The organism is Actinomyces sp. 432 (assembly GCF_009930875.1).
Taxonomy (GTDB): domain Bacteria; phylum Actinomycetota; class Actinomycetes; order Actinomycetales; family Actinomycetaceae; genus Actinomyces.
In genome coordinates this window covers 2,100,398-2,123,335 of sequence record NZ_CP025249.1, presented here as the reverse complement: position 1 = coordinate 2,123,335, position 22,938 = coordinate 2,100,398, and the positions used below count along the sequence as shown (strand labels likewise).

Sequence of the window (22,938 nt, the reverse complement as noted above, 5' to 3'; positions counted from 1 at the left end):
CTCATCCCGGAACTCTGCCCGTGAGGCGGTCTGGGAGTCGGCTCAGTGCCGGCTCGCCGCCGCCTAGTGCCTGGCGGGGAGCTGCTCCGCAAAGCGGTTGATGCGCTCGGCCAGCCACGCGTAGGCGGCGTCCTGGTAGTGGAAGGGTGCCGGCCCCCAGACATGGTGCGTGCCGGCAAGCGTCAGCTCGTCCGGCAGGCGCAGCACGCGCACTCCCGTGGCCTCTGCTGCGGCCTCGTAGTAGCGCTGCGCGAACCAGTTTGCCTCCGCCGCGCCCACGCCCCAGGACGTCGGCGTGCTCTCCCCGTCCTCGTCCGCAATTGCCCACGCCGTTTGCAGCAGCAGCGTGCGGTCAGCCAGGCCCAGGTCCTCCAGCTCCGCGCGCCAGGCCGGCAGCGTCTCCCGCCAGCGCTCGAAGTGCTCGTCAGATCCGAACTCCAGCAGGCGCGCTCCCTCCAGCGAGTCGTACAGGCCCGCCGTGAGTCCCTCAGTGGTGCGGGTCAGCAGCTCGCCGCCGGGCAGCTCGAACACGCCCAGGCGCTCGTCCACGATGTCCCACAGCAGCACGTCCGTGCGCTCCGCCGCAGCCTGCAGGCGGGAGTGGCGGTCGCCGACCAGGTCCTCGGCGTGTACCCGCCTGACGAAGGCGGAGCTGAACCCGCTCAGGTCCAAGGTGCCCTCCGGCACGTGCGAACCCGCCGACAGCAACGACTGGCGTGCCACATAGGCCCCGACTCGCCAGCCTTGCCGACGCATCACCTCCACGGTGTCCCGACCCACGCAGGAGCCGAACACGGAGACGGTACGCGCAGTCTGGGCGTCGCTCATCGGCTCCTCCGGCAGGTCAAAGGGCTGGTGGGAAAAGCGTAGACGCAACCGGCATCGGCCACGCGCACGCCACGGGTTGGAGCCGCCGGGTGAGCACCCTCTCAGGGAGCGGTTGCCGCGGGAGCAGACAAGCTGTCTGAATATGACAGACTCTCCGGTGAACAGCCACCGCGGAAGGGAACCCCACATGCCCGCAGGCACTTCCAGCGCCGTCGCCGCCTACGACACCACCCTGCGTGACGGCGCCCAGCAGCAGTCCGTCGCCTTCACCGTCGCCGACAAGCTCGCCGTCGCCCGGCTACTGGATGAGCTGGGCGTGGCCTACATCGAGGCCGGCTGGCCCGGCGCCATCCCCAAGGACACCGAGTTCTTCGCCCGTGCCCGCACTGAGCTGGAGCTGCGCACGGCCAGGCTGGTCGCCTTCGGCTCTACCTGCAAGGCGGGCATGGCCGCCGGGGAGGACCCGCAGGTGCGTGCCCTGCTGGACTCCGGCGCACCCGTGGTGACTATCGTCGCCAAGTCCGATCCGGTGCACGTGGAGCGGGCCCTGCGAACCAGCCTGGCGGAGAACCTGCGCATGGTGCGCGACACGGTCGCCGTGCTGGTCGCCGCGGGCCGCGAGGTCATGGTTGACCTGGAGCACTTCTTCGACGGGCTCGATCACGCCGCCGTCCTCGCCGGCGAGGCGGCCGGTTCCGGCGAGGCCGGCCCAGCCGCTGCCGGCGGCGCCGGAGCTGCGGCCGGCACGGAACCGGCCGGTAGCGGACTGGACCTGCCCTACCCCCTCGCCGTTGCCGTGGCCGCCGCGCAGGCGGGAGCCGGCACCGTCATTCCCTGCGACACCAATGGTGGCACCCTGCCCGACGTCGTCGGCGAGCGCGTGGCCCGCCTGCGCGACGCCCTGGAGAAGGCCGGGCAGGGGGACTGCACTATCGGCATCCACACTCATGACGACGCCGGGGTCGCCGTCGCCGGGGCCCTAGCGGCCGTCCGGGCCGGGGCCCGGCAGGTGCAGGGATGCGTCAACGGGCTGGGGGAGCGCACCGGCAACGCGAACCTGCTCACCCTCATCGCCGACCTGGAGCTGAAGACCGACTTCACGGTGCTGCCCGGCGACGCCGCCGAGCGCGCCCGGCGCCTGGCCGAGCTGTCCGCCGTCGCCAGGCACGTGGGCGAGATCGTCAACCGGCCGCCGTCGAGCCGCCTGCCCTACGTGGGGGCGCGGGCCTTCGCGCACAAGGCCGGGCTGCACGCCTCCGCAATCCGGGTGGACCCGAACCTGTACCAGCACATCGACCCGGAGCGCGTGGGCAACACGATGACAATGCTCGTGTCCGAGATGGCCGGGCGCGCCTCCATTGAGCTCAAGGCCCGCGAGTTCGGCATCGACGCATCCGGCGACCACGAGCTGCTCACCCGGGTGACGGAGGCGGTCAAGGCGCGTGAGGCCGTCGGCTACACCTACGACGCCGCCGACGGCTCCTTCGAGCTGCTGCTGCGCGCCGCCCGCGGCGATCTTCCCGAGTACTTCCGCATCGAGTCCTGGCGCGCCTCCATCCAGGCCCGGCCCCTGCCCGGGCAGCGGCTGCTGTCGACCGAGGGCGACACCGTCACCGAGACCGAGGCCACCGTGCGCCTGTGGGCCGGCGGGCGGCGCTACGCCGTACTGGGGGAGGGCAACGGTCCCGTCAACGCCCTGGACCACGCGCTGTGCGCGGCGCTGGAGCAGGTCTATCCCGAGACCGCCGAGTTCGAGCTGACCGACTACAAGGTGCGCATCCTGGATACCGAGCGCGGCACCCGGTCGGTGGTGCGCGTGCTCATCGACATCACCGACGGGGAGCAGACCTGGTCCACGGTCGGCGTGGGCACGGACGTGGTGGAGGCCTCCTGGGAGGCGCTGATCGACGGGCACATCGTCGGCCTGCTGCGCCGCGGCGTAGAGCCCAGGTAGGCGGGCGCAGGAATCCGTCGGCTCGCGGGGTGGGTTGGGAGTCGGCCTGCGGGACGTCGGCCCGGCCTGCTGGGTGGGCTTACGTGCCGCAGGGTGGGCCAGACTGTCCGAATCGATTACAAACGTCATTCGCGCCCGTTCGGCGCGCTTCGTAAACCGCATGATTCCAACGGTCTGGGGTACGCTGCGCGTTGCGCCGGGCGCCTTTGTCATCAATTTTGACAGGTTGCGGGCGCGGGCGGGGGCGCGCATGCGCCGACCCAGGCACGGCCCGAAAAAACCCCGGCACACGCTGGAATGCCGGGGAAATCGTGGGGTGGCTGACGGGGCTTGAACCCGCGACCTCCTGGACCACAACCAGGCGCTCTACCGACTGAGCTACAGCCACCATCGGGCGACGGCGTCGCACCGAGTCGGTACTTTATCGGCTAGCCCGTGCCGGCACCAATCCGGACTCCGTGTACTGCGTCACCCTCGCGGTAGGGGAGCGAGAGTGCGTGCCGACCCGGCCCGGGTGCAACCGCCGCGCCCCCGGCGGCCGAGCCCGGACGACGCCGTCGGCCGGGCGGAGACTCCAGGGGCCATCGGCGAAGGCGCCCTCGTCAGAGCAGCTGCGCCGTCGGGTGCTCCAGGACCTGTGCTGCGGCCGCCTGGCACTCCTCGCTCGTGGGGCCCTCGCCCTTGGGGAACAGCACCTCGCGGTAGTAGCGCAGCTCGTCGATCGACTCCAGGATGTCTGCCAGCGCGCGGTGCCCGCCGTGCTTCTCCGGGGCGTGGAAGAAGGTGCGCGGGAACCAGCGCTTGGCGACCTCCTTGATGGAGGAGACGTCCACGATCCGGTAGTGCAGGTAGTCGATGAGCTCGGGCATGTCGCGGGCCAGGAAGGACTTGTCAGTGCCCACGGAGTTACCGGCCAGCTGCGCGGTGCCCGCCTCCGGCACCAGGGACTTCACGTAATCCAGGACTGTGCGGCCGGCCTCCTGAAGCGTCAGCCCGTCCTTCAGCTCCTCCAGCAGGCCGGAACTCGTGTGCATCTCGCGCACGTAGTCGCCCATCTGCTCCAGGGCGGCCGCCGGGGGCTTGATCAGCACGTCGATGCCCTTGCCCAGCGGCTTGAGCTCGTAGTCGGTGACGATCACTGCCACCTCGATCAGCGCGTCCGCCTCAAGGTTCAGGCCCGTCATCTCGCAGTCGATCCAAACCAGGGGATCTGCGGTAGTTATCTGTCGACTCACGGTCGCCGAGTGTAGACCCGGTTCGAACGGCGGCTCGGGCGCTGATGTATCTTGTGGGCCATGGCAGCTCAGACCGTTACTGCGGAGATGTTGGACAAGTTGACCTATCAAGCGGAGCGCGAGCGAGGCGCCGCCAAACTATGGCAGGTGCTGGTCGTCATCTGGGCCCTCGTTACGGTGGTGCTGTCCCGTTCGGGCGTCATGACGGTGCCGCTGCTTGTGGTGGTCCTCGTCCTGACCGCCTGTCTCGTGGGCGGTTGGGTTGTACACCTGCGGCGCTTGAAGGAATTGGAACGCCAGTTGAATAACGCGATCGCTCAGGCGGAGGCCTACAGCGACTAGTGGCTCGCGGGACGGTGATCCCGCAGTGAACCCGAGGTGAACCGTGGCCTCGGCTCGACTGCGTCGTCGGCCTTTCCCAGGGCGCCCGATGAGTATGAGTGGGCCAGAAGAGCGCTGCGAGGCGGTCCAAGTGCGGGCGAGTGCTTGGACTCAGGCCCGGGCGTGGTTGACGCCGCCGACTGGGGCCATGCGCGCAGGCGGCGCGCCAGCCGCACCCCCCAGCCGAGCCGCGCCACCGATCACGCCCTCAAACTGGAGGGGCGGTTTGCCGCGCGATATGGAGTTTTCCCTGGTGCCCCCGCCCGGACTCGAACCGGGAACCTGCGGATTAGAAGGCCGATGCTCTATCCATTGAGCTACGGAGGCTCACCGGCACAGCGTACGTCACAGTGGGCAGAAGTTCCCACTTGGGGAGCGCCGGAAACTGTGCCCAACTGCCGGGCGGGGAAGGTATCGTTCCGGACAAGCTGGTGAACTATCGCCCCACGATCTCGGAAGGATCCAAGTGCCACCAACAGCGCTTGCCGTGCGCCTTACGAACGCTCCCGCCTACGAGCAGCCGCGCGTCTTCACGACCGCTTTTACCGTAGGCAGGCGGCCCACCTGCGACGTAGTCGTCTCCACCTCCAATGTGGTCTCCGGCGAGCACCTGCGCGTGACGCCGACGGCGGAGGGCTGGGTGGTGGAATGCATCTCGCGGACTAACGGGATGCTGGTGGCCGGGCAGGACACCCGCCGTGCGCTGGTAGTCGGCCCTACCCGCGTGTACCTCGCCAACAGCTCCGGGCCTGGAATCGACTTCGTGCCGACGGCGGCAGCCGGCCCCGCCCCTGCCGCCGCGCCAGGGTCAGCTAGTCCCGCTCAGGGGCCGCGCCCGGCACCTGGGCCCGGGACCGACGTCGGCCCCGCCCCGGCTGCTCCGCCCGCCCCGGCTGCCCCGCCCGCGCCGCAGCCGGCCCCGCCCGCCTACGGTCATCAAGCGCCCGCGCCCGCCGACTATGGGGCATCCGCCGGCGCGGCCCCGACCGGCTACGGCAACTCCGCTGGATCTGCGCCGTCCGCGGCAGCGGCCAGTGCCTCGTCTGCCATGACCATCACCGATCCCGCGGCCTCATCGGTAACCATCGCCGGCCCGCCGAGCCCGCCCCGCTCGGCCGCATCCGGAGGAACCGGCGGGTTCCCCGCCGGCCGACGCCGCACCATCGCCAAGGTGACCATCACCTCCTCCGGCACCATCGGCCGTGCCCCGGACGCCAGCCTGCGCCTGGATGACCCGCGGGTGTCGGGCCACCACGCGCGGGTGGACCTGACGCCGCAGGGGATTGTGGTGACGGACTTGCGCTCGACCAACGGGGTGTTCGTGGGTCAGCAGCGCGTGCAGAGCTATCGGGTGACGGAGCCGACCACCTTCGGCATGGGGTCCACCTTCGTGGTTATCAGCCCCGATGGCACCTGCGAGGTCCAGGTTGCCACCGCGGCCGGGGAGCTGGTGGGCCGCGACCTTACCTTCTCGGTCAACGACGGCAAGCTGACCCTGCTCGACGGCGTCTCCTTCGCCCTGCCCGGCAATGAGCTGCTGGCGGTGGTGGGCCCCTCGGGTGCGGGCAAGTCCACGCTGCTCAAGGCCCTGACCGGGGAGCAGAAGGCGCAGCAGGGGCAGGTGCTGTTCGACGGGCTGGACGTGTATGAGCACTACCCGGTGATGCGCAACAAGATCGGCGTGGTGCCGCAGAACGACGTGGTCCACTCCGCGCTTACCGTGCGCCAGACCCTGGAGTACGCGGCTGAGCTGCGTTTTGCCAAGGACGTGTCCAAGGCTGAGCGGCGCGCCCGCATCAACGAGGTCCTGGAGGACCTGGACCTGTCTGAGCACGTGGACAAGAAGGTCAAGAAGCTCTCCGGAGGGCAGCGCAAGCGTGTTTCAACCGCTATTGAGCTGCTCACCCGCCCGTCCCTGCTGTTCCTTGACGAGCCCACCTCCGGCCTGGACCCGCAGCTGGACCGGGATGTGATGGAGCTGCTGGCGTCTTTGGCGCATGGCACCCGCCCCGGTGACAGCGGGCGCACCGTGGTGGTGGTTACTCACAACGAGAACCACATTGACCGTGCGGACAAGGTCCTCATCCTCGCAGCCGGCGGTACTCCCGTGTACTTCGGGGCGCCGCGGGAGGTGATTGCCTACTTCCGCACCCGGCTGGCCGAGTTCGGGCAGGCGGGCCGACTGGTGGTGACGCCGCCGCGCGGCGGTTTCGCGGACCCGGTGTCCATTGACGGTTTCGCCGACGTCTACGCCCTGATCCGTAACCACGCCGCAGAGCTGCGCGCCCACCTGGAGGCGACGGTTCCGTCTACTCGGCGCGGCGACGGCCGCAGGCTCAGCACGACCACGAGCGCCGATGAGCGGCAGGCCCCGCAGCAAAGCGCCCTGCGGCAGGTATCCACGCTGGTGCGCCGCCACCTGCGCATCATCGCCGCCGACCCCTCCTACCTGCTGTTCATGCTGGTCCTGCCGGTGATCATCGGCCTGCTCACCAAGGCCATCGCCGGCTCCAACGGCTTCGCCGTCCCCGACCTGCCCGAGCCGACGTCCGAGCAGCCGTGCGTCGTCTACTCCACGCAGGCGCTCGAGCTGCTGGTCATCCTCATTACCGGCGCGGCCTTCTCCGGGATGGCCGCCACCATCCGGGAGCTGGTGGGGGAGCGTGATGTCTACCTGCGGGAGAAGGCCGTGGGCCTGCGGGCGGGTTCGTACCTGGTGGCCAAGGCGCTAGTGCTGGCGCTGATCGTCACCGTGCAGACCGCGGTCATGGTCGGGATTGCGCTGGCGCTGAACAAGGCCCCCACCGACGCCGTCCTGCTGGGCTCCCCGGGCCTGGAGCTGGCGGTGTGCTGCTGGGCGATCGCCTTCGTCTCCGGTCTGCTGGGGCTGGCCGTGTCCGCCTTCGTGTCCTCCTCCGAGCAGGTTATGCCCGTGCTGGTGGTGACGATCATGGCGCAGCTGGTGCTGGCGGGCGGTGTCATCCCCATTGCCGGCCGGGCGGTGTTCGAGCAGTTGGCCTGGTTCGTCCCCGCCCGCTGGGGCTACGCCATGGCCGCATCCACGGTCCAGATGAATGAGATCCTGCCCAACCGCGCCGAGGACATCTGGGAGCACAGCGTGTCCCAGTGGGCCACCGACTTCGGCCTGCTCTCGGCGATCGGCCTGGTCTGCTTCCTGGCCTGCTACATCGGCCTGGCCCGCCGGGACCGCCGCTGACCCCGCGCCCGCCCGGCGGCGGCGTCGTTCCTGCGGGGCGCAGGGCGGGTCGATACCGGCTGCGCCGCGCCTTCCGCCTAAGGTTGGATCATGGCCTCAACTGCTTCCCCGCTGCCCGCCGGAGAAGACGTCCCCGTCTCTGCGCTCAGCCGCGCACAGCTAATAGACGTCCTCACCGACACCGTGGGGGACCTGGAGAACCTTGACCTCAGCCTCAGCGCCACCGGTGTGGAGGACGCCAGGCGCCTGCGCTCCAGCCTCATTGCCCAGATCCGGGACCACGTACTGCCCCGGCTCGCCGACGCGGACATTCCGGCGATCGTCGTCGTCGGCGGGTCCACGGGTGCGGGCAAGTCCACCCTGGTCAACTCCGTGCTCGGCCGGGAGGTGTCCGACGCCGGGGTGCTGCGCCCCACTACCCGCACGCCGGTACTCGTGGTCAATCCCGAGGACAGCGCCGCGCTGGCAGAGCACCCGATCGCCGGGGTGTGCCGGACCGTAACCTCTGCCGCCGTCCCGGCCGGACTGGCTCTGGTGGACGCCTCCGACCTGGACTCCGTGCAGGAGAGCAACCGGGTCCTCGCCTCCCGGCTGCTGGAGGCCGCCGACCTGTGGCTGTTCATCACCACTGCCGCCCGCTACGGCGACCACACGCCCTGGGCGTCCCTGGAGGAAGCGGCCGGCCGGGAGACCCCGATCGGCGTCGTCCTGAACCGCGTGCCGACAACCGTCCTGTCGGAGGTGCGCCGCGACCTGGTCGAGCGCCTGGACGCGCTCGGCCTGGCCGAGTCCCCGTTCTTCGTGGTTCCCGACGCCGGCCCCCACGAGGGCCTGTTGCCGGAGGCCTCGATCGCTGAGCTGCGCGACTGGCTGGGCCTGCTGGCCGGGCGCCACCGGGCCGCTGGGCTCGTGCGCCGCACTGGCCGCGGCCTGTGGACCGGCCTGCGTGCCGACCTGATCACCCTCGCCGACGGCGTCGACGCCCAGGATGACGCCGCCACTCGCCTGGAGACGGCCTCCCAGAAGCTGCTGGAGGCCCCCGCCGCAGATCTGCGCGACGACGTCGAGCGCGGCACCTGTGGGCAGGGTGCCCCCACCACCCGCTGGGTCACCCTCGCCTCAACCGGTGGGCCGCTGGCCCCGCTGGCTCAGGGCGGCAAGCTGCGCTCTGGCTGGTTCGGCCGCACGGGCAGGGCGCGCGCTGCCGCCCTGGCCACGCTCGCCCAGGACGCCCGTGAGTCGGTCGCGGCCCGGCTGGAAGCAGCTCTCGTCTCCGTGCATGATGACGCCTCCCGCACCTGGGAGGCCGCCGGCGCCGGCTCGCGCAGCCGGGAGCTGCTGCCTGACGTGCCCGACGCGGCCGCAGTAGTCGGCGCCTGGGCCACGGCGCAGCAGGAGCACCTGGCGACTGTGCCCAAGGGGCTGACGCCGCAGGGGGCCGGTGATCTGGTGGTATCCGCCGCCGCCGGCATCGAGGGCTCGCGCGCCGCCGCCGAGCGACTGGGGCTGGGGCCGGCCATCAGCGAGGCCAGGCAGGCCCTGGCCCAGGCGCTGACAGGCGTGCTCAGCGCGGTTGTGCCGGCCGGTGCGGCCCGCGGCCTCGCCCCAGACCCGGCACTGGCCGCGGCCCTGCGGCTACGCGCCGGCGAACTGACACCGTTTACCCGTCCCGGAGCCACCGCATGACCATGAACCAGAATGCCGCCCCTGCAGGGGGCCAAGTGCTTGATGCCGCCCACCTGGAGGCGCGCCTGGATCGTCTGCGCGGCGCGCTGGACGAGTGCCCGACGGAGATCCCCGCGTCGTTGTCGATTCCTGCCCGGGAGCACCTGGACGAGGTGGCCGAGCGGCTGGCCCTGGGCGTGGATCACACGGTGGTGGCGCTGTTCGGCGGCACCGGCTCCGGTAAGTCCTCACTGTTCAACGCGCTGACCAGCCTGCAGTTCGCCGATGTCGGCGCGCGCCGCCCCACCACTGCCCGCGCCACGGCCTGTACCTGGGGGGACGATGCCGAGGCCCTGCTGGACTTCCTTGAGGTTGCCGATGACCGGCGCATCCGCCGCGAGTCCCTCCTAGACGCCGCCGACCAGGACGCCTTCGCGGGACTAGTGCTGCTGGACGTGCCCGACTACGACTCGGTCAGCACCGAGCACGCCCTCCAGGTGGACCGGCTGGTGCCGCTGGCGGACATCCTGGTGTGGGTGGTTGACCCGCAGAAATACGCCGACGCCGTCCTGCACGAGGGCTACCTGCGGGGGCTGGGCGCGAGGCAGGAGGACATGCTGGTCCTGGTGAACCAGGTAGACACCCTGCCCGCGGGCGGCACTGAGGCGCTGCTGGAGGACGTGCGCGCGCTGCTGGCGGCCGACGGCCTGCATGACGTGCAGGTGCTCCCGGTATCCGCGGTGCGGGGCGACAACCTCGCGGCCGTGCACGAGTTGTTCCTGGAGCGGGTCTCACGGGAGTCCAATGCCGCCCGGACCGCGTCCGCGCAGCTGGATGCCATTGCCATGCGACTGCGTCCGGCGGTCGCCGCCAGGGCCGTGGCCACCCAGCCGGAGCTCGCCGACGCCGCCGTGACCACACTCGTGCACGCGTGCGGTGCCCAGGCGGTGGCGGACTCCGTGCGCACCGGCCTGGCCCGCACCTTCCCGCGCGCCCTGGCCCGTCCGGCTCCGCCCGCTAGGGACGCCGTAGCCTCCGTCCAGACCACTTGGCTGCGCCGCACCACCGAAGGGCTGCCCGGTGCCTGGTTGCGCAGCGTGGAGAACGCCGTCGCCACCCCCGAGACCTTGGCGGCTCAGACTGCCGAGGCGGTCGGCAGCGTGCAGTTGCCGCGTCACCGCACGCCCGTCATTGAGCTGGCCTGGTGGGGTGGGGCGCTCGCCGCACTCATCGGGTGGTGTGGGCAGTGGTCTCCCTGGTGCATGGACAGGCCTTCGTGCCCGGCCTGCTGGCACCGCTGGCCGTTGCGGGTATCGGGTTGGTGGCTGCGGTTGGCGCGCTGCTGGCGCGCCGCTCCCGTGCCCGCCGGGAGGCTGAGGAGTATGCGCGGGCCGTGCGTGCCCGCCTGGTGTCCGTGGTATCCCGCGGTCTCACTCGCCCCGCCGACGGCGTGCTGGTGCGTCATCGGATGCTTCGCCAGGCCCTGGAACTGCCGCGGTAGCGCCGTACGGACTTTTCTTCCACACGAAAGCCTTTGGAGGCTCCCGGCACGCAGGCGGACTGGTTACGGGGGCGTGGCCCGGGCTCGCCCTGCGCGCGCCTGCCGGTCCTTGGAACCAGTTGTGCAGGCAGCAGAGGGATGCGGCCGGACCGGAGCACCGGTGTCCACAGGTGAGGTTCGTGCAGGGGGTACTGCCCCCGCATAAACAGGTCGGTGGCGGCCCGGACCTGGTGCACGGCACTGTTGGAAACAGTCGGCGGCACGCCGGTCCCAGCCTGAGCCACGGCAAGTCACCGCAAAGGAGCATCCCATGAGCCGTCAACTAGATCTCGTTGTCCAAGGCGTCCTCGGCACCAACCCGGCCGTGACCCGAACCTCCGGAGGGCGCGCCTACTGCTACTTCCGCCTGGCCACCTCGCCGTCGTTCCGAACCGCCCAGGGTTGGCGGGACGGCCAGACCATCTGGTTCACCGCCAAGGCGTGGGGAGCGCTTGCTGAGAACCTCGGGCGTTCCCTGCACAAGGGCGACCCGGTGGTGCTGGTGGGGCGGTTCACCCAGGAGAGCTGGTCCAAGGGATCGGAGGAGTTCTCCACCAACGTGCTGACCGTTTCTTGCGGCGGACACGACCTGACGCGCGGGGAGTCGCGCTTCATGCGGATCGTGCACCGCAGCGATACCGAAGACGACGGCGATGCGGCCACCTCGGAGGCGTCAACCACCACTTCCTCCGGCTCCGCCGGCTCGGCGCAGTCCGCCGGGTCCGCACCCAGCCCGGACACTGCCGGGCTGCCGGCCCCCACACCGGCGCCGTCGGCCGGGCTTCCCGAGCCTGCTCCGGCTCCGGTCGCTGATCCGGTGGCGCCGGGGCAGGCGGCGCCCCCAGTCATGACGCCTGCATCCGAGCCGAATGCGCTCGACTACGTGCTCGCGGACGAGCAGGAGTGACGCCGGCGGGGGAGCGGCCGGCGCGGGGCGGCGTAGTGCCCGCCCACCTGGCGCCGGTGACGCTTGCCGGTGGGCAGGTATGCGTGCGTAGGAGGCAGCAGGCTATGCGATGACGTGAACGTCAAGATCCGCTGGATGGGCGACGCCGAACACCTCGATCAGCACTCGTGCCGCCATCGCCGTCGCCTCTTGCGCCTTTGAGGCCGGCAAGCGATAACCCAAGAACTCGGGCTCCTGCTCCCAGCCCAGGGCTACGAGCGCCTCCAGGGCGGCCTCAGTCAGCACGGCGCGCCCATGCTGGTCGAGCAGCGTCACCCCCAGGGAAACCTCGCCAGACGTCCCGAAGGCCTTAAGGCGGGGCGGCTCCGGTGAGGGCGCCGGCCGACGGCGGACGCGCAGGGCACGCAGGAAGCGGGAGTCGGCGGGAATACGCGCGGCAGTCTGCGCACTGACAATCGGCGCGCTGACGGTGAGCTCCACGACGACCACGCCGGCAATGCCACACTGAAGCAGCACGTGGGCGAGCGACGGGATGAGGCGGTCCCAGGAGCCGACGTCCAAGCTGCTGGCCAGTTCGTCAGCTGGTCGGGCGAACGTGTGCGTGGGGTGCGCGGGGAGACCTGCGCCGGTGGGACCCGTTGTAGACATACCTGGAACGGTAGCCGCCAAGCGGGCGTCGCCACACCACGAGTCGGCGTGTCCTGGCGTGTCACCACCGGGATTTCAAGGCCCACTGGTTACCGTGGCTTGCAGTCCCGGCGTGCCTGCGTCGGCCACGAGCAGGAAGCAGCTTCCCCATGATCCGATTCGACAACGTCTCCAAGGTATACAAGCGCGGCGCCCGGCCCGCGCTCGACGACGTAACCATAGAGATCGAGCGCGAGGAGTTCGTGTTCTTGGTGGGCGCATCGGGCTCCGGCAAGTCCACCTTCCTACGGTTGACTCTGCGTGAGGAGCGGCCCACCTCCGGGCGTATTCACGTGCTCGGACGCGATCTGTCACAGATCTCCAGCTGGAAGGTCCCCAAGCTGCGCCAGGAGATGGGATTCGTCTTCCAGGACTTTCGCCTGCTGGAGAACAAGACCGTGTTTGAGAACGTCGCCATCGCCTCGCAGGTGATCGGCAAGCCCCGCCACTACATTCTCTCTGCCGTGCCCGAGGCGCTTGAGCTGGTGGGGCTGTCCGGGAAGGACAAGCGGCTGCCGCATGAGCTGTCCGGCGGTGAGCAGCAGCGCGTGGCCATTGCGCGCGCGATGGTCAACCGGCCCAAACTGCTTATGGCCGATGAGCCCACCGGAAACCTTGACCCGTCTACCTCCGTTGGCATTATGCGTCTGCTGGACCGCATCAACCGCCAGGGCACCACCGTGGTCATGGCCACCCACGACGACGAGATCGTCGACCAGATGCGCAAGCGCGTCATCGAGCTCAAGGCGGGCGAGGTGGTGCGCGACCAGGCTCGCGGCGTGTATGGGTCAGACCGTTGAGGTCGACCCCGCCGGCAGTGAGCGCTGCGAGGGCTGCGAATCCCGTAAAACCCGTGAATGAGGTACTGAGGTAAACGCATGCGATTCCGTTTCATCGTCTCCGAGACCTTCAAGGGGCTCAGCCGCAACCTGGTGATGACCGTCTCGGTGATCCTGGTGTCCTTTGTGTCATTGCTGTTCGTCGGGGCCTCGGTGCTGCTGCAGAACCAGATCTCCGTGATGAAGGGCGACTGGTATGACAAGGTTGAGGTCAGCGTCTATATGTGCCCGCCGTCCTCGAATGCGGCGGCATGCGCCGACGGCGAGGCCACGCAGGAGCAGATCGACGCCGTTGAGGAACTGATCAAATCGGACACGCTCGCCCCCTACATCGAGGCCTACTCGATCGAGTCGAAGGCGGACGCATACGAGCGGTTCATGGAGGCCTACGGGGAGTCTCGCATCGGCCGCAACGCCACCGAGGACATGATGCCGGTGTCCTTCCGGATCAAACTAGTGGAACCGGAGAAGTACCGGGTGGTCGCCGAGCAGTTCACCGGACGCGCCGGGGTCGAGCGTGTCATCGACCAGAGCGAGACCCTAGACCCCCTATTCGTGCTGATGAATCGAGTCTCCTGGATCACCGGCGGGCTGGCGGCGATTCTGGCGCTGACGGCGGTACTGCTGATATCCACCACCATTCGACTGTCCGCCATGAGCCGCTCCAAGGAGACCGGCATTATGCGGCTAGTCGGCGCCTCGAACCTGTTCATCCAGCTGCCCTTCATGCTTGAGGGCGCCATTGCCGCACTGATCGGTGCGATCGGCGCGGTGGCCGCGCTGTGGGCGGGGCCCGCTACATCGTCACGGACTGGTTGGCAACCTCGCTTAAATTCACCGCCTTTATCGGCACCGGCGACGTGGTACGCCTGGCCCCCTGGCTGCTGCTGGCCGCCGTCCTCCTGGCCCTGGCCTCATCCGCCTTCTCACTGTCCAAGTACACAAGGGTCTGATTGCCATGTTCTCAGTCCGCTCGTCCCTTCAAGCGCGCCGCGCCCGCCGTCGTCTCGGGCGGCGGGCCCGCCGCGCCGTCGCAGGCGCCGTCGCCCTGGTCCTGGCCGCTGCACCCGCATACGTCGGCGCGCAGGCCGACGAGCGCCAGGACGCCGTCGACGACCAGGCCGCCGCGCAGCGCAAGCAGGCCGAGCTGGCCGCATCCCTGGAGGGCGTGTCCGCGGAGCTGGGGCAGGCCTACATCGAGCTGCAGAACGCCCAGGCGTCCCTAAGCACCGCACAGACCGAGCTCGATAACGCTGAAATCGTGCTGGCGCAGAAGGAACGCGAGCAGCAGACCGCCGCGGACCGCCTGGCCGTGGCCGAGTCCGAGCTGGCGACCCTGCGCGAACAGGCGGAGCAGACGCAGACGGCTGTCGACGAGAACACCACATCGGTAGCCGACCTGGTGGTAGCCACCTATCAGGGTGACAGCGCCGTAACCTCCTGGACCTACGTGCTCGCTTCCGACTCTGTCGACGAGCTCACCGACCGTGCCTCCACCATGGAAATTGCCACCGGCGTGCAGGAGTCCGTCCTGTCCGCCGCCGAGGAGGAGCGCGCGCAGGCCGCTAACCGCCAGGCCCGCCAGAACGCGACTACCGAGCGCGTCGCTACGCTGAAGACTGAGGCTGATGCCGCCAAGGCAGCCGCGCAGACCGCCAAGGACACCGCCAAGACCAAGCGTGACCAGGTGGCCGCGCTGAAGGCCGAGAAGGAGACGGCTGCGTCTAATCTGGAGACGCAGAAGGCCGGCCTGGAGAAGCAGCAGGCGCAGGCGGCAGCCGATGAGCAGGCCGCCGCCGCCAAGATCGCGGAGCTGGACGCGGCCAACAGGTCTTCCGCCGGCTATACCGGATCGGCGTCGGGCTCGGGGGCCTCGTCCTCACTGGGCAGCGGCGCCATCGGGCACCCCATCGCCGGGCCCCTCATTGTTGCCTCGCCCTTCGGCTACCGCGTCCACCCCATCACGGGGCAGAGGAGGCTGCACGCCGGAGTCGACCTCGTGGCCTCATCCGGCACCCCCCAGTATGCGGGCGTGGCCGGAACCGTCACCCACAACATCAACAGCTCGTGCGGTAATGGCGTCTTCATCAACGGAGGCGTGATCAACGGGCAGTCCGTGGTGCTGGCCTACTGCCACCTGTCTGCGATCTCTGTGCCCAATGGCGCCACCGTCACCCGGGGGCAGACGATCGGTCTCACGGGCATGACCGGGGAGCCACGGGGCCCCACGTCCACTTCGAGGTGATTATCAACGGTACGGAGATCGACCCCATGACCCTGCCAGGGTTCTGAGGGTTGGACCCGGCGCCGCCTTGGGCGTCAGCTGCGGCGGCGCGGGGATGCGCTGACCGCTCAGGGCGCGGCGCTCGGGCCTGTGGCTGGGCGTCTTGGCGACCGGAGCGGTCGGCAGTAGGATTCGGCGCCGTAGTGTGACGGACCGGGACGAGGGAAGGAGACTCCGGTGGCCAAGAAGACCGAGGGGACCAAGAAGCTCACCCCGGCCGAGCGCGCCAAGGCGGCAGCCGCCGCGCACAAGACCATCGCCCGCAATCGCAGGGCGACGCACGACTACTTCATCGAGGACCGCTACGAGGCCGGCCTCGCCCTGACCGGCACCGAGGTGAAGGCCCTGCGCATGGGGCGGGCCTCCCTGACCGAGGCGTGGATCGAGATCGACCGCAACGGCGAGGCCTGGCTGCAGGGCGCCCACATCCCCGAGTACCTGCAGGGCACTTGGAACAACCACTCCCCGCGTCGCAAGCGCAAGCTGCTGCTGCACCGCTCCGAGCTGGACAAGCTGGCCCAGCGGGTGCAGGCCAAGGGCTACACTATCGTGCCGCTGGAGCTTTACTTCATCGATGGTCGCGTCAAGCTGGAGCTCGCCCTGGCTCGCGGTAAGCAGGACTGGGACAAGCGCCAGGCCCTGCGGGAGGCGCAGGACAAGCGCGAGGCGGCGCGCGCCATGGCTTCCGCCAACCGGCGTCGCGGCTGACACGGGTGTCCCGGTAAGCCTCCCTTTGAGGGGCGTGACGGCGCCCGCCGACGAGCGAGCGCCGTCGTCCGGACCGCCAAGCCCGGACGACGGGCGGGCTGCGACGACCAGCGGGGCGGCTCGCCCTACCAGCGGTCGTGCACGTGGGTGCGGATGCGCCGGTCGTACAGGTCCGCCAGGGCGGCGTGCAGCTGGTCGCTCAGCGGTTCCAGCGCGGCGGCCGCGGCGTTGGCGCGGGCCTGCTCGGCGCTGCGCGCGCCGGGGATCACCGTGGTCACGCCCGGCTGGTCCAGGATCCAGCGCAGTGCCACCTGGGCGGGCGTGGCGCCGGCCGGGCCGAGCTCGCGGCACAGGGAGGTGAATTCCTGGGCGGCCTTGACGCCGACGTCGAAGGGCACCCCGGAGAAGGTCTCGCCGATGTCGAAGGCGGAGCCGTCGCGGTTGTAGTTGCGGTGGTCGGAGGCAGGGAAGGTGGTGTCCTCGCGGTACCGGCCGGATAGCAGCCCGGAGGCCAGCGGCACGCGGGCGATGATTGCGGTGCTGGTGGCCTGCGCCGTCGGCAGCACCTGCTCCAGCGGCTTGCGGCGGAAGACGTTGAGGATGATCTGCACGCTGGCGCAGCCGGGGCGGCGCATGGCCTCCAGGGCCTGGGCGCAGGTCTCCACACTGACCCCGTAGGCGCGGATGCGGCCCGCCCCCACCATCTCCTCTAGCCAGTCCCAGGTGTGCTCGGCGGAGATCACCTCACTGGGCGGGCAGTGCAACTGCACCAGGTCCAGGGTGTCCACGCCCAGGTTCTGCCGGGAGCGGTCGTTCCAGGCCAGGAAGGCGTCGCGCGTGTAGTTCTCGGGGAGCTGCTCCACGCGCCGCCCCATCTTGGTGGCTACGGTGAGTCCGGCCTCGGGGTGGGCGGCGGTGAATGCGCCGACGAACTGCTCGGAGCGCCCGTCGCCGTAGACGTCGGCGGTGTCGATGAAGGTGACGCCTGCGTCGAGTGCCGCCTGCAGGGTGGCGGTGGCGTCCTCGGCGGTGACCTCGCCCCAGTCGGTGCCGAGCTGCCAGGTGCCGATGCCGACGGCGGAGATGTCGCGGTTCAGAGCGGGGAGTGGGCGGGTCTCCATGGTGCTTGCCTCCTGCGGTGGTGGGCTGGTGCCGCCAGCCTAGCGGTCCTAGTGACTCGGCGAAACAAAAAGTAGTGGTGAAGGTCTCGTAGCCGCTGCGGCGGGCGCTGGTATCCTTGAGTTGCTGAGGTTTCAGCGTGTTCCCGTGCCGCTCGCGGGCGGGAAGAACTCAACAGGGGATGATCGGTTTCGACGACGGTCGTGGATTCAGGAGAAGCGGGTCGAGGATGCACAGTCATCTCGTCAACGCCCTGTGCAAACCTATAGGTGCCGATAAAACTCGCGCCGACTTCGTCCTCGTCGCCTGACGAGAGCCGAAGTTCGCCAGCCCGGGAACGCTTCCGGCCCGGTTCCTGGCGTCATCTAGGAAGCCACTGCCGAGGCCCCATGCCACCGGGGGTCTCGGGACACTTAGGTGGCTGAGCCCGTCGGCGTCCTTGTTCGCGTGAGACGCCGGGGCTGAGAAAATCAGCAGCGAACTGCACCCGGAGAAGTCCTGTTGCATTGCCGTCGGACCGGGGTTCGATTCCCCGCATCTCCACTACGAACCTGCTGACGCGCCGATACGTCGACGTGTCAGCAGGTTTTCCACGTTTGCGTCCGGCTTTGATCGGTGTCGGTGTCGGAGGCGGTCTTTTGCACGACCTTGGTGACACTCCACGACCTTCGTGTGCGTTGCACGACCACCCCGGGGTCGTGCAACAGGCACCAAGGTCGTGGAGTACGGCCCGGGGTCGTGCAATACACGGGTGGGGTAACCGTTGCAGGCGGCCTAGGGATGCGGGGCCACGACGCCCCGCCCGCTGATAACTCTGAGGGTTGACCCTGACACGGTGTTAGGGCGCATGGTGGAGCCATGGCCGAGACCACGAGCCTCATGACGATCGGCGAGTTCAGCTCATTGACTCGCCTGTCGGTACGCATGCTGCGTCACTACGACGCTCACGGCGTCCTGGTACCCGTGGACGTTGACCCGTGGACGGGATACCGCCGCTATGCGCCGCACCAGCTGCGCGACGCCGCGGACATCCGGAACCTGCGTGATGTCGGGTTCGGCGTCTCCGCCATCTCCGCCCTGCTCGCCGCCCGCGGCACCCCGGCATGGTCGGCTGCGCTGGAGCTCCAGCGCGAGACCGTCGTCGAGGAGGCGCGCGCCGCCCAGGCTCGGCTGGCTCTCATCTCTCGCCTTATCGAAGGAGAAACCAGCATGTCCATCACCGTCGAGCGCCGCACCATCGCGGCCATGACCATCGTCGCCCTGCGCGACGTCGTCCCGACCTACGCCGACGAGCACCTTCTCTGGGCTCGCATGATGCCCGAGATCACCCGGCAGGGCATCAAACCGATCGGCCCGTGCGGAGTGATCGAGCACGACGCCGAGTTCACCGAACGAGATGTCGACGAGGAGATCTTCCTGTCCGTCGCCCCCGGAACAACGGCCGCGTCCCCGCTGCAGGTCCACGAGCTTCCGGCTCGGGACTGCCTCGTGGCCCACGTCGTCGGGCCGTACGACCAGATCACCGGGGCTCATGACCGGCTGGCCACCCGAATCGCCGCAGAGGGGCTGACACCCCCGGCCGACGACTCCCTGGCGGGGAAGGCGTTCAACATCTACCTCACGACGCCGGACGCGGTTCCCGCGGATCAACTCGTGACCGAGGTATGCATCCCGCTCGGCTGAGCGTGCAGTCGCACGACAGCGAAGCCCGGAGTGATTGCGGCAATCCGCCTCGTCGGTGAAGCCCGGGAAGGGGCGAATCATCGGCGAGGCGGATTGTCCAGGGATAGAACCCGCAGCGCCTGGCGGTCAGAAGTAGCCGGCTTTCGTGTCGGACCTTCGTGAGACTCTGTTGGCATGGAGAACAACTACCTGGAGGCGGTCGGGTTTCTTGCCGACTGGCAAGCAACGTATGACCTGCTAACGCCGCCTGCAATGATGGGCCTGCCGCGCAACGATCAGTTCAACCACATCGTGGTCTACGCCGACGACTCGGGAGCCAACATCTGCCTGTTCGAGACGGCGGACGGCACCTCGAGCGAGTCACTCACCGTTGCTGGCCCTGCGCGAGTCAGCGTCGAAGGCTGGCAGGTCGTTCCGGGCGTCGCTCACGTCAGCGTCCTCTACGAGGATGGTGAGGAGATGACTCGCCTGCTGATGTGGGTCGATGACCCCCATATGTATCCGGTGCATGGGCTTGATGCGGACGGCCCGGTGGCCCGCTTCCACGACTACCGGGTTGGTGCGATCGCCGTGAACGTCGAGGTGTTCGACTCGGAGGAGGAGTGGAAGAAGACCCAGACGCCGATCAGCATGAAGGACTCGCCGGCCAAGAGGATGGACGAAGACCTGCCCGAAGAGGTCTACATCGGCCCACGGTTCGTCGCGAGCCCGTGGCTGTTCGCGCTCTACGGCGGCGAGGCGGGGCCGGAAGATGCCAGCCCCATTGGCATGCTTAAGGCCGTCTGCAATGAGGTGACGATCGTGACGAACCGCCTAACCGGAAATCAGTGGTACAAGGTGAACGCCGATTGCGGATTCCCCATCACACTGGGGCTGCCCATCGACACAACACCTGCGCCGCAACCCGGGAGCGTGGTGGACGGCAAGGCGTTTCTCACGGGCACTACGGGCTTCTGGCTATCCGACTACCAGGAACCGTACGCGTAGCGCCGCGCGCCGGCGGCGCGGGTTCTCGGAGGCCGAGTGAGCCCGGCCCCCAGAGGGGGAGCCGGCCGGGCGGCGTCGATCAATTACCGAATCAGCCGAGATGCTTCTCGAGGTGGTCGCGGTAGGCGGCAAGGTCCGCCTCGACGTTGGGGTTCTTGAAGATGTCGAAGATGCCGAACTCGGGCAGCACCTCGAAGCCGCAGAAACGGAAGGTGCAGGTGATGTTGCTGAGTATGTCCGCCAGCGAACGCCCCTGGAGCGTCGGGTTGGACGGCTCATCGAACGCCTCCCGGGGCGCGTTCCACGTGGTGCAGACGAGCGCCTTGCGTGGTGCCATCAGCCCACCCGAGCCGTACGGCTTGGTCGGATCCTTGCGCGTGCGGCCATCTCCGGTCAGGAAGGTCTGATCGTGCAGGCCGACGTTGAACACCTCGTCGGTGTACTTCTTCCAGATCCACGGTGCGGAGAACCAGTTGATGGGAGTCTGCACGACGACGACGTAGGCACTGCTGGCCGAGCAGGAGTACGAGTCCATCGCCCTGGCCGCGATAGCCAAGAAGTGCTCGATCGCGCGTCCATCTGTGTATCACTACTACGCCACGAAGGAGGAGGTCTATCTCGACCTGATGCGGCGCGAGTACGCCGCATGGGCGGCGGAGATGCGCGCGAGCTTCAAGCGGCGGATGGCGCGGGAGGAGTTCTGCCGCGAGCTCGCCGAGTCGCTGCTCGGCCGCCGGCTCATCCTGCAGCTTCTCGCTATCAACGACGCCTCCCTGCGCAGCAAGTGCGGTGACGAGGCCATAATGGACTTCCAGCGCGACATCCACCCGTTCTTCGTCGAGCTTGCGGAGGTTCTGCGCAAACAGTTCCCCAATGCGGCGGAGTCCGAGTGTGAAATGTTCCGGACGCAGCTCACGATGTACAGCTACAGCATCTACCCACTGCTCAGCTACCCAGAGGGGTTCGTGGCGCAGGTCGGGCGGATGATTCTCTACGGCGAGGTTGCGCCGATTGGGGATCTGGTGACGATAGGTCTCATGCTCCTCAGTGCCGAACTGCACTAGTCGAGGGGCTCGGCTTCCAAAGTGGTATCGCAAGCCCCCGCGCAGCGGCCGACCCGCGTGCCGCCCGGCCGCGTCGAGCTAGCGGTTGGTGTAGGCCTGGCAGTTCTTGTCGAGCCATCGGCGTCCGATATCGAGGTCGCCGTCAATCATGGGCACCACGATGTACGAGTGCATCTCGGCGAATTCCGGAGCGTAGGTGGTGATGGCGTTGAGGGTGGGGAAGGTTCCCAGTTGCACCTCGGCGCTATCCATGCGCGTGGCGTTCCCGGCGTCGGCTGCGTTCAAGTACTCGTCGATCCAGCCGCACTGCCAGTACAGGGCCTCGGAAACCGCGAGGTCTCCCTCGGCCACGTGAACGACCACGCCGGTGGAGTCGGGGTCCAGCCCACTGCCCTCCAGACTGCGCCGGGCCGCCAGGTTCTCTGCGTCGGCCTCAAAGGTGAGGTCGGAACCATCCTGCGTCTGAACGGTGGCGCCTGCGGCCTGTGGACAGAACATGACCGCCTCTTCTCGCAACCATGCGACACGCCCGCCTCGGAATCGAAGGATACGCGCCGCAGGTACCTGTGTGTGCCTTTCAACCCGGTTCTTCGGACTCGCGCGCCCGGGCGGAGCGGAAAGGGGCGGCGGTACGCGTACTCTCCGCCCATGACGCCGACGACGCCGCCCCGCCCGCCCTACGAGCCCGCCACCGCGCTCGTACTCCAGCGCCTCGAGGCCGCCGGCGGACTCCCGCCCCTGAATAGCGCCACGCTGCCCGCCCGTCGCCTACCGGTCGCCCAGCGTCGCGCCGCCTTCCTGACGGCCCACCCGGAGGTGCGCCTGCGCGAGGAGACCCTGACCCGCGAAGACGGGACCGCCATGCCGCTGACGGTGGTGCTCCCGCCCGACGACGAGGTACAGCCCGGCGCTCCACTGCTGCTGTCCATCCACGGCGGCGGCCGGGTGATGGGTTGCCGCTTCGACGACCTGGCCGCCCCGGCCAACTGGGCGCGATGCTTCGGCGGCATCGTCGTCGCCCCGGAGTATCGCCTGGCCCCGGAGCACCCCGCACCCGCAGCGGGGGAGGACTGCCTGGCGGCGCTGACCTGGGCTGCCGCGCACGCCGCGGACTATGGGGCGGATCCGGAACGCATCGTGGTCGTCGGGCCCAGCGGCGGTGGGGGACTGGCCGCCTGCCTGGCCCTGGCCGCCCGCGACCGCGGCGGGCCCCGGGCGCTGGGCTACCTGCTCGACTACCCGATGCTGGACGACCGTACCGGGCTACCCGGCCCCGACGGCACGGTGCAACCGCCGTCGGCCCGCCAGTTCCCCGACGACGGGCTGTGGCCGGCGCAGTGGAACGACTGGGCCTGGGAACAGATCCTGCCCGGTCGCCGCGGCGGGTCCGAGGTGAGCGAATACGAGGCGGCCGGCCGCGCCGTCGACCAGCTGGGCGCTCTGGCCGGGCTGCCGCCGGTGTTTCTGTCGGTCGCTGGGGCCGAGACCTTCCGGGACGAGGTGGTCGCCTTCGCCGCCGCCCTGTGGCGCGACGGCGGGGACTGCGAACTGCACGTGTGGCCGGGCGCCACCCACGCCATGGAGTACGTCAGCGCCACCTGGCTGCGCGACGGCCTGGAGGCCGCGCGACTGAGCTGGCTCACTCGGCTGCTGGAGCCCGAAGACCCGCGCCTCAACCTGTCGCGGGTGATGGGGGAGGGGACCTTCCCGACGATTACGGTGGCTGCCCCGGGCGGTGGGGCCGGCGGCGAGCTCAATGACGAACAATGACGGACTGGGTCGGCCACAGGCGTGTCCGTGACCGACCTCGGCACGTTAGTTCTACCGGTCTCGGCGCGTC

General features: G+C 69.3%; 18 protein-coding genes, 2 tRNA genes, 1 other RNA gene and 3 pseudogenes. 16 read left to right on the top strand and 8 right to left on the bottom strand.

Annotated elements, in window-relative coordinates; translation table 11 throughout:
- Positions 1 to 63: 63 nt before the first annotated feature.
- Complete coding sequence (locus CWT12_RS08900) at positions 64 to 828, bottom strand: DUF6270 domain-containing protein (protein ID WP_161924521.1); 765 nt, start codon at positions 826 to 828, stop codon at positions 64 to 66.
- 187 nt (positions 829 to 1,015) lie between these two features.
- On the opposite strand from CWT12_RS08900, the gene CWT12_RS08895 reads away from it, so the two are divergent.
- On the top strand, positions 1,016 to 2,782 hold the full coding sequence (locus CWT12_RS08895; RefSeq protein ID WP_161924520.1) for an alpha-isopropylmalate synthase regulatory domain-containing protein: 1,767 nt from the start codon (positions 1,016 to 1,018) through the stop codon (positions 2,780 to 2,782).
- Between the two features lie 312 nt (positions 2,783 to 3,094).
- On the opposite strand, the gene CWT12_RS08890 is transcribed toward CWT12_RS08895, so the two are convergent.
- Both CWT12_RS08890 and orn read right to left on the bottom strand, forming a co-directional pair.
- Positions 3,095 to 3,170 (bottom strand) — tRNA-His (locus CWT12_RS08890).
- A 214-nt stretch (positions 3,171 to 3,384) separates the two neighbouring features.
- Positions 3,385 to 4,005: an oligoribonuclease gene (gene orn / locus CWT12_RS08885; protein ID WP_161925400.1), complete on the bottom strand. Its 621-nt coding sequence runs from the start codon at positions 4,003 to 4,005 to the stop codon at positions 3,385 to 3,387.
- A gap of 72 nt (positions 4,006 to 4,077) precedes the next feature.
- On the opposite strand from orn, the gene CWT12_RS08880 reads away from it, so the two are divergent.
- Complete coding sequence (locus CWT12_RS08880) at positions 4,078 to 4,359, top strand: hypothetical protein (protein ID WP_161924519.1); 282 nt, start codon at positions 4,078 to 4,080, stop codon at positions 4,357 to 4,359.
- Positions 4,360 to 4,649: 290 nt separating this feature from the next.
- On the opposite strand, the gene CWT12_RS08875 is transcribed toward CWT12_RS08880, so the two are convergent.
- Positions 4,650 to 4,725: transfer RNA gene (locus tag CWT12_RS08875), tRNA-Arg, on the bottom strand.
- Positions 4,726 to 4,864: 139 nt separating this feature from the next.
- Here CWT12_RS08875 and CWT12_RS08870 point away from each other — a divergent pair.
- From CWT12_RS08870 to ssb, 4 genes and pseudogenes are all read left to right on the top strand, one after another.
- Positions 4,865 to 7,615: an ATP-binding cassette domain-containing protein gene (locus CWT12_RS08870; protein WP_161924518.1), complete on the top strand. Its 2,751-nt coding sequence runs from the start codon at positions 4,865 to 4,867 to the stop codon at positions 7,613 to 7,615.
- 90 nt (positions 7,616 to 7,705) lie between these two features.
- On the top strand, positions 7,706 to 9,301 hold the full coding sequence (locus CWT12_RS08865) for a GTPase domain-containing protein (RefSeq protein ID WP_161924517.1): 1,596 nt from the start codon (positions 7,706 to 7,708) through the stop codon (positions 9,299 to 9,301).
- Positions 9,302 to 9,303: 2 nt separating this feature from the next.
- Positions 9,304 to 10,781: pseudogene (locus CWT12_RS08860) on the top strand (GTPase).
- A 310-nt stretch (positions 10,782 to 11,091) separates the two neighbouring features.
- Positions 11,092 to 11,727, top strand: coding sequence for a single-stranded DNA-binding protein (gene ssb / locus CWT12_RS14380; RefSeq protein ID WP_161924516.1), 636 nt, complete (start codon positions 11,092 to 11,094; stop codon positions 11,725 to 11,727).
- 102 nt (positions 11,728 to 11,829) lie between these two features.
- Here the strand turns inward: ssb and CWT12_RS08850 are convergent, their stop codons facing one another.
- Positions 11,830 to 12,375 (bottom strand): TY-Chap domain-containing protein, encoded by a 546-nt coding sequence (locus CWT12_RS08850; protein ID WP_161924515.1) that lies wholly within the window; start codon positions 12,373 to 12,375, stop codon positions 11,830 to 11,832.
- A 149-nt stretch (positions 12,376 to 12,524) separates the two neighbouring features.
- On the opposite strand from CWT12_RS08850, the gene ftsE reads away from it, so the two are divergent.
- The 4 genes and pseudogenes from ftsE to smpB all read left to right on the top strand — a co-directional run bounded on the left by ftsE (position 12,525) and on the right by smpB (position 16,245).
- Positions 12,525 to 13,214, top strand: a complete 690-nt coding sequence (gene ftsE, locus CWT12_RS08845; RefSeq protein WP_161924514.1) for a cell division ATP-binding protein FtsE — start codon at positions 12,525 to 12,527, stop codon at positions 13,212 to 13,214.
- Positions 13,215 to 13,292: 78 nt separating this feature from the next.
- A pseudogene (ftsX, locus tag CWT12_RS08840) lies at positions 13,293 to 14,206 on the top strand (permease-like cell division protein FtsX).
- 5 nt (positions 14,207 to 14,211) lie between these two features.
- Positions 14,212 to 15,498, top strand: coding sequence for a peptidoglycan DD-metalloendopeptidase family protein (locus CWT12_RS08835; RefSeq protein ID WP_237564104.1), 1,287 nt, complete (start codon positions 14,212 to 14,214; stop codon positions 15,496 to 15,498).
- A gap of 216 nt (positions 15,499 to 15,714) precedes the next feature.
- Positions 15,715 to 16,245: an SsrA-binding protein SmpB gene (smpB, locus tag CWT12_RS08830; protein WP_161924513.1), complete on the top strand. Its 531-nt coding sequence runs from the start codon at positions 15,715 to 15,717 to the stop codon at positions 16,243 to 16,245.
- A 125-nt stretch (positions 16,246 to 16,370) separates the two neighbouring features.
- Here smpB and CWT12_RS08825 read toward each other — a convergent pair whose 3' ends face one another.
- The gene (locus CWT12_RS08825) at positions 16,371 to 17,366 is read right to left on the bottom strand and encodes an aldo/keto reductase (RefSeq protein ID WP_161924512.1); all 996 of its coding nucleotides are present in this window, start codon (positions 17,364 to 17,366) and stop codon (positions 16,371 to 16,373) included.
- A 175-nt stretch (positions 17,367 to 17,541) separates the two neighbouring features.
- Between CWT12_RS08825 and ssrA the strand changes: the two genes are divergently transcribed.
- The 3 genes from ssrA to CWT12_RS08810 all read left to right on the top strand — a co-directional run bounded on the left by ssrA (position 17,542) and on the right by CWT12_RS08810 (position 20,034).
- Positions 17,542 to 17,910: a transfer-messenger RNA gene (ssrA, locus tag CWT12_RS08820) on the top strand.
- A 312-nt stretch (positions 17,911 to 18,222) separates the two neighbouring features.
- Positions 18,223 to 19,047: a MerR family transcriptional regulator gene (locus CWT12_RS08815; protein ID WP_161924511.1), complete on the top strand. Its 825-nt coding sequence runs from the start codon at positions 18,223 to 18,225 to the stop codon at positions 19,045 to 19,047.
- A gap of 174 nt (positions 19,048 to 19,221) precedes the next feature.
- Positions 19,222 to 20,034: a hypothetical protein gene (locus tag CWT12_RS08810; RefSeq protein ID WP_161924510.1), complete on the top strand. Its 813-nt coding sequence runs from the start codon at positions 19,222 to 19,224 to the stop codon at positions 20,032 to 20,034.
- 91 nt (positions 20,035 to 20,125) lie between these two features.
- Here CWT12_RS08810 and CWT12_RS08805 read toward each other — a convergent pair whose 3' ends face one another.
- Positions 20,126 to 20,569, bottom strand: coding sequence for an NAD(P)H-dependent oxidoreductase (locus CWT12_RS08805; RefSeq protein ID WP_161924509.1), 444 nt, complete (start codon positions 20,567 to 20,569; stop codon positions 20,126 to 20,128).
- Between CWT12_RS08805 and CWT12_RS14710 the strand changes: the two are divergent.
- A pseudogene (locus tag CWT12_RS14710) lies at positions 20,541 to 20,600 on the top strand (hypothetical protein); the annotation flags it as partial. The gene CWT12_RS08805 and the pseudogene CWT12_RS14710 sit on opposite strands and share 29 nt — an antisense overlap.
- A gap of 15 nt (positions 20,601 to 20,615) precedes the next feature.
- Complete coding sequence (locus CWT12_RS08800; protein ID WP_161924508.1) at positions 20,616 to 21,098, top strand: hypothetical protein; 483 nt, start codon at positions 20,616 to 20,618, stop codon at positions 21,096 to 21,098.
- Positions 21,099 to 21,176: 78 nt separating this feature from the next.
- On the opposite strand, the gene CWT12_RS08795 is transcribed toward CWT12_RS08800, so the two are convergent.
- Positions 21,177 to 21,596, bottom strand: coding sequence for a hypothetical protein (locus CWT12_RS08795; protein WP_161924507.1), 420 nt, complete (start codon positions 21,594 to 21,596; stop codon positions 21,177 to 21,179).
- Positions 21,597 to 21,746: 150 nt separating this feature from the next.
- Between CWT12_RS08795 and CWT12_RS08790 the strand changes: the two genes are divergently transcribed.
- Positions 21,747 to 22,868 carry an alpha/beta hydrolase fold domain-containing protein gene (locus CWT12_RS08790; RefSeq protein ID WP_161924506.1) on the top strand — a complete coding sequence of 374 codons (1,122 nt, stop codon included), beginning with the start codon at positions 21,747 to 21,749 and terminating at the stop codon, positions 22,866 to 22,868.
- Positions 22,869 to 22,938 lie beyond the last annotated feature (70 nt).

Bases quoted from the DNA above. Each gene is read 5' to 3' on its own strand.
- CWT12_RS08900 (WP_161924521.1), bottom strand. From the start codon at position 828: ATGAGCGACGCCCAGACTGCGCGTACCGTCTCCGTGTTCGGCTCCTGC.
- CWT12_RS08895 (WP_161924520.1), top strand. From the start codon at position 1,016: ATGCCCGCAGGCACTTCCAGCGCCGTCGCCGCCTACGACACCACCCTG.
- CWT12_RS08880 (WP_161924519.1), top strand. From the start codon at position 4,078: ATGGCAGCTCAGACCGTTACTGCGGAGATGTTGGACAAGTTGACCTAT.
- CWT12_RS08865 (WP_161924517.1), top strand. From the start codon at position 7,706: ATGGCCTCAACTGCTTCCCCGCTGCCCGCCGGAGAAGACGTCCCCGTC.
- ssb (WP_161924516.1), top strand. From the start codon at position 11,092: ATGAGCCGTCAACTAGATCTCGTTGTCCAAGGCGTCCTCGGCACCAAC.
- CWT12_RS08850 (WP_161924515.1), bottom strand. From the start codon at position 12,375: ATGTCTACAACGGGTCCCACCGGCGCAGGTCTCCCCGCGCACCCCACG.
- ftsE (WP_161924514.1), top strand. From the start codon at position 12,525: ATGATCCGATTCGACAACGTCTCCAAGGTATACAAGCGCGGCGCCCGG.
- CWT12_RS08835 (WP_237564104.1), top strand. From the start codon at position 14,212: ATGTTCTCAGTCCGCTCGTCCCTTCAAGCGCGCCGCGCCCGCCGTCGT.
- CWT12_RS08825 (WP_161924512.1), bottom strand. From the start codon at position 17,366: ATGGAGACCCGCCCACTCCCCGCTCTGAACCGCGACATCTCCGCCGTC.
- CWT12_RS08815 (WP_161924511.1), top strand. From the start codon at position 18,223: ATGGCCGAGACCACGAGCCTCATGACGATCGGCGAGTTCAGCTCATTG.
- CWT12_RS08810 (WP_161924510.1), top strand. From the start codon at position 19,222: ATGGAGAACAACTACCTGGAGGCGGTCGGGTTTCTTGCCGACTGGCAA.
- CWT12_RS08805 (WP_161924509.1), bottom strand. From the start codon at position 20,569: ATGGACTCGTACTCCTGCTCGGCCAGCAGTGCCTACGTCGTCGTCGTG.
- CWT12_RS08795 (WP_161924507.1), bottom strand. From the start codon at position 21,596: ATGTTCTGTCCACAGGCCGCAGGCGCCACCGTTCAGACGCAGGATGGT.
- CWT12_RS08790 (WP_161924506.1), top strand. From the start codon at position 21,747: ATGACGCCGACGACGCCGCCCCGCCCGCCCTACGAGCCCGCCACCGCG.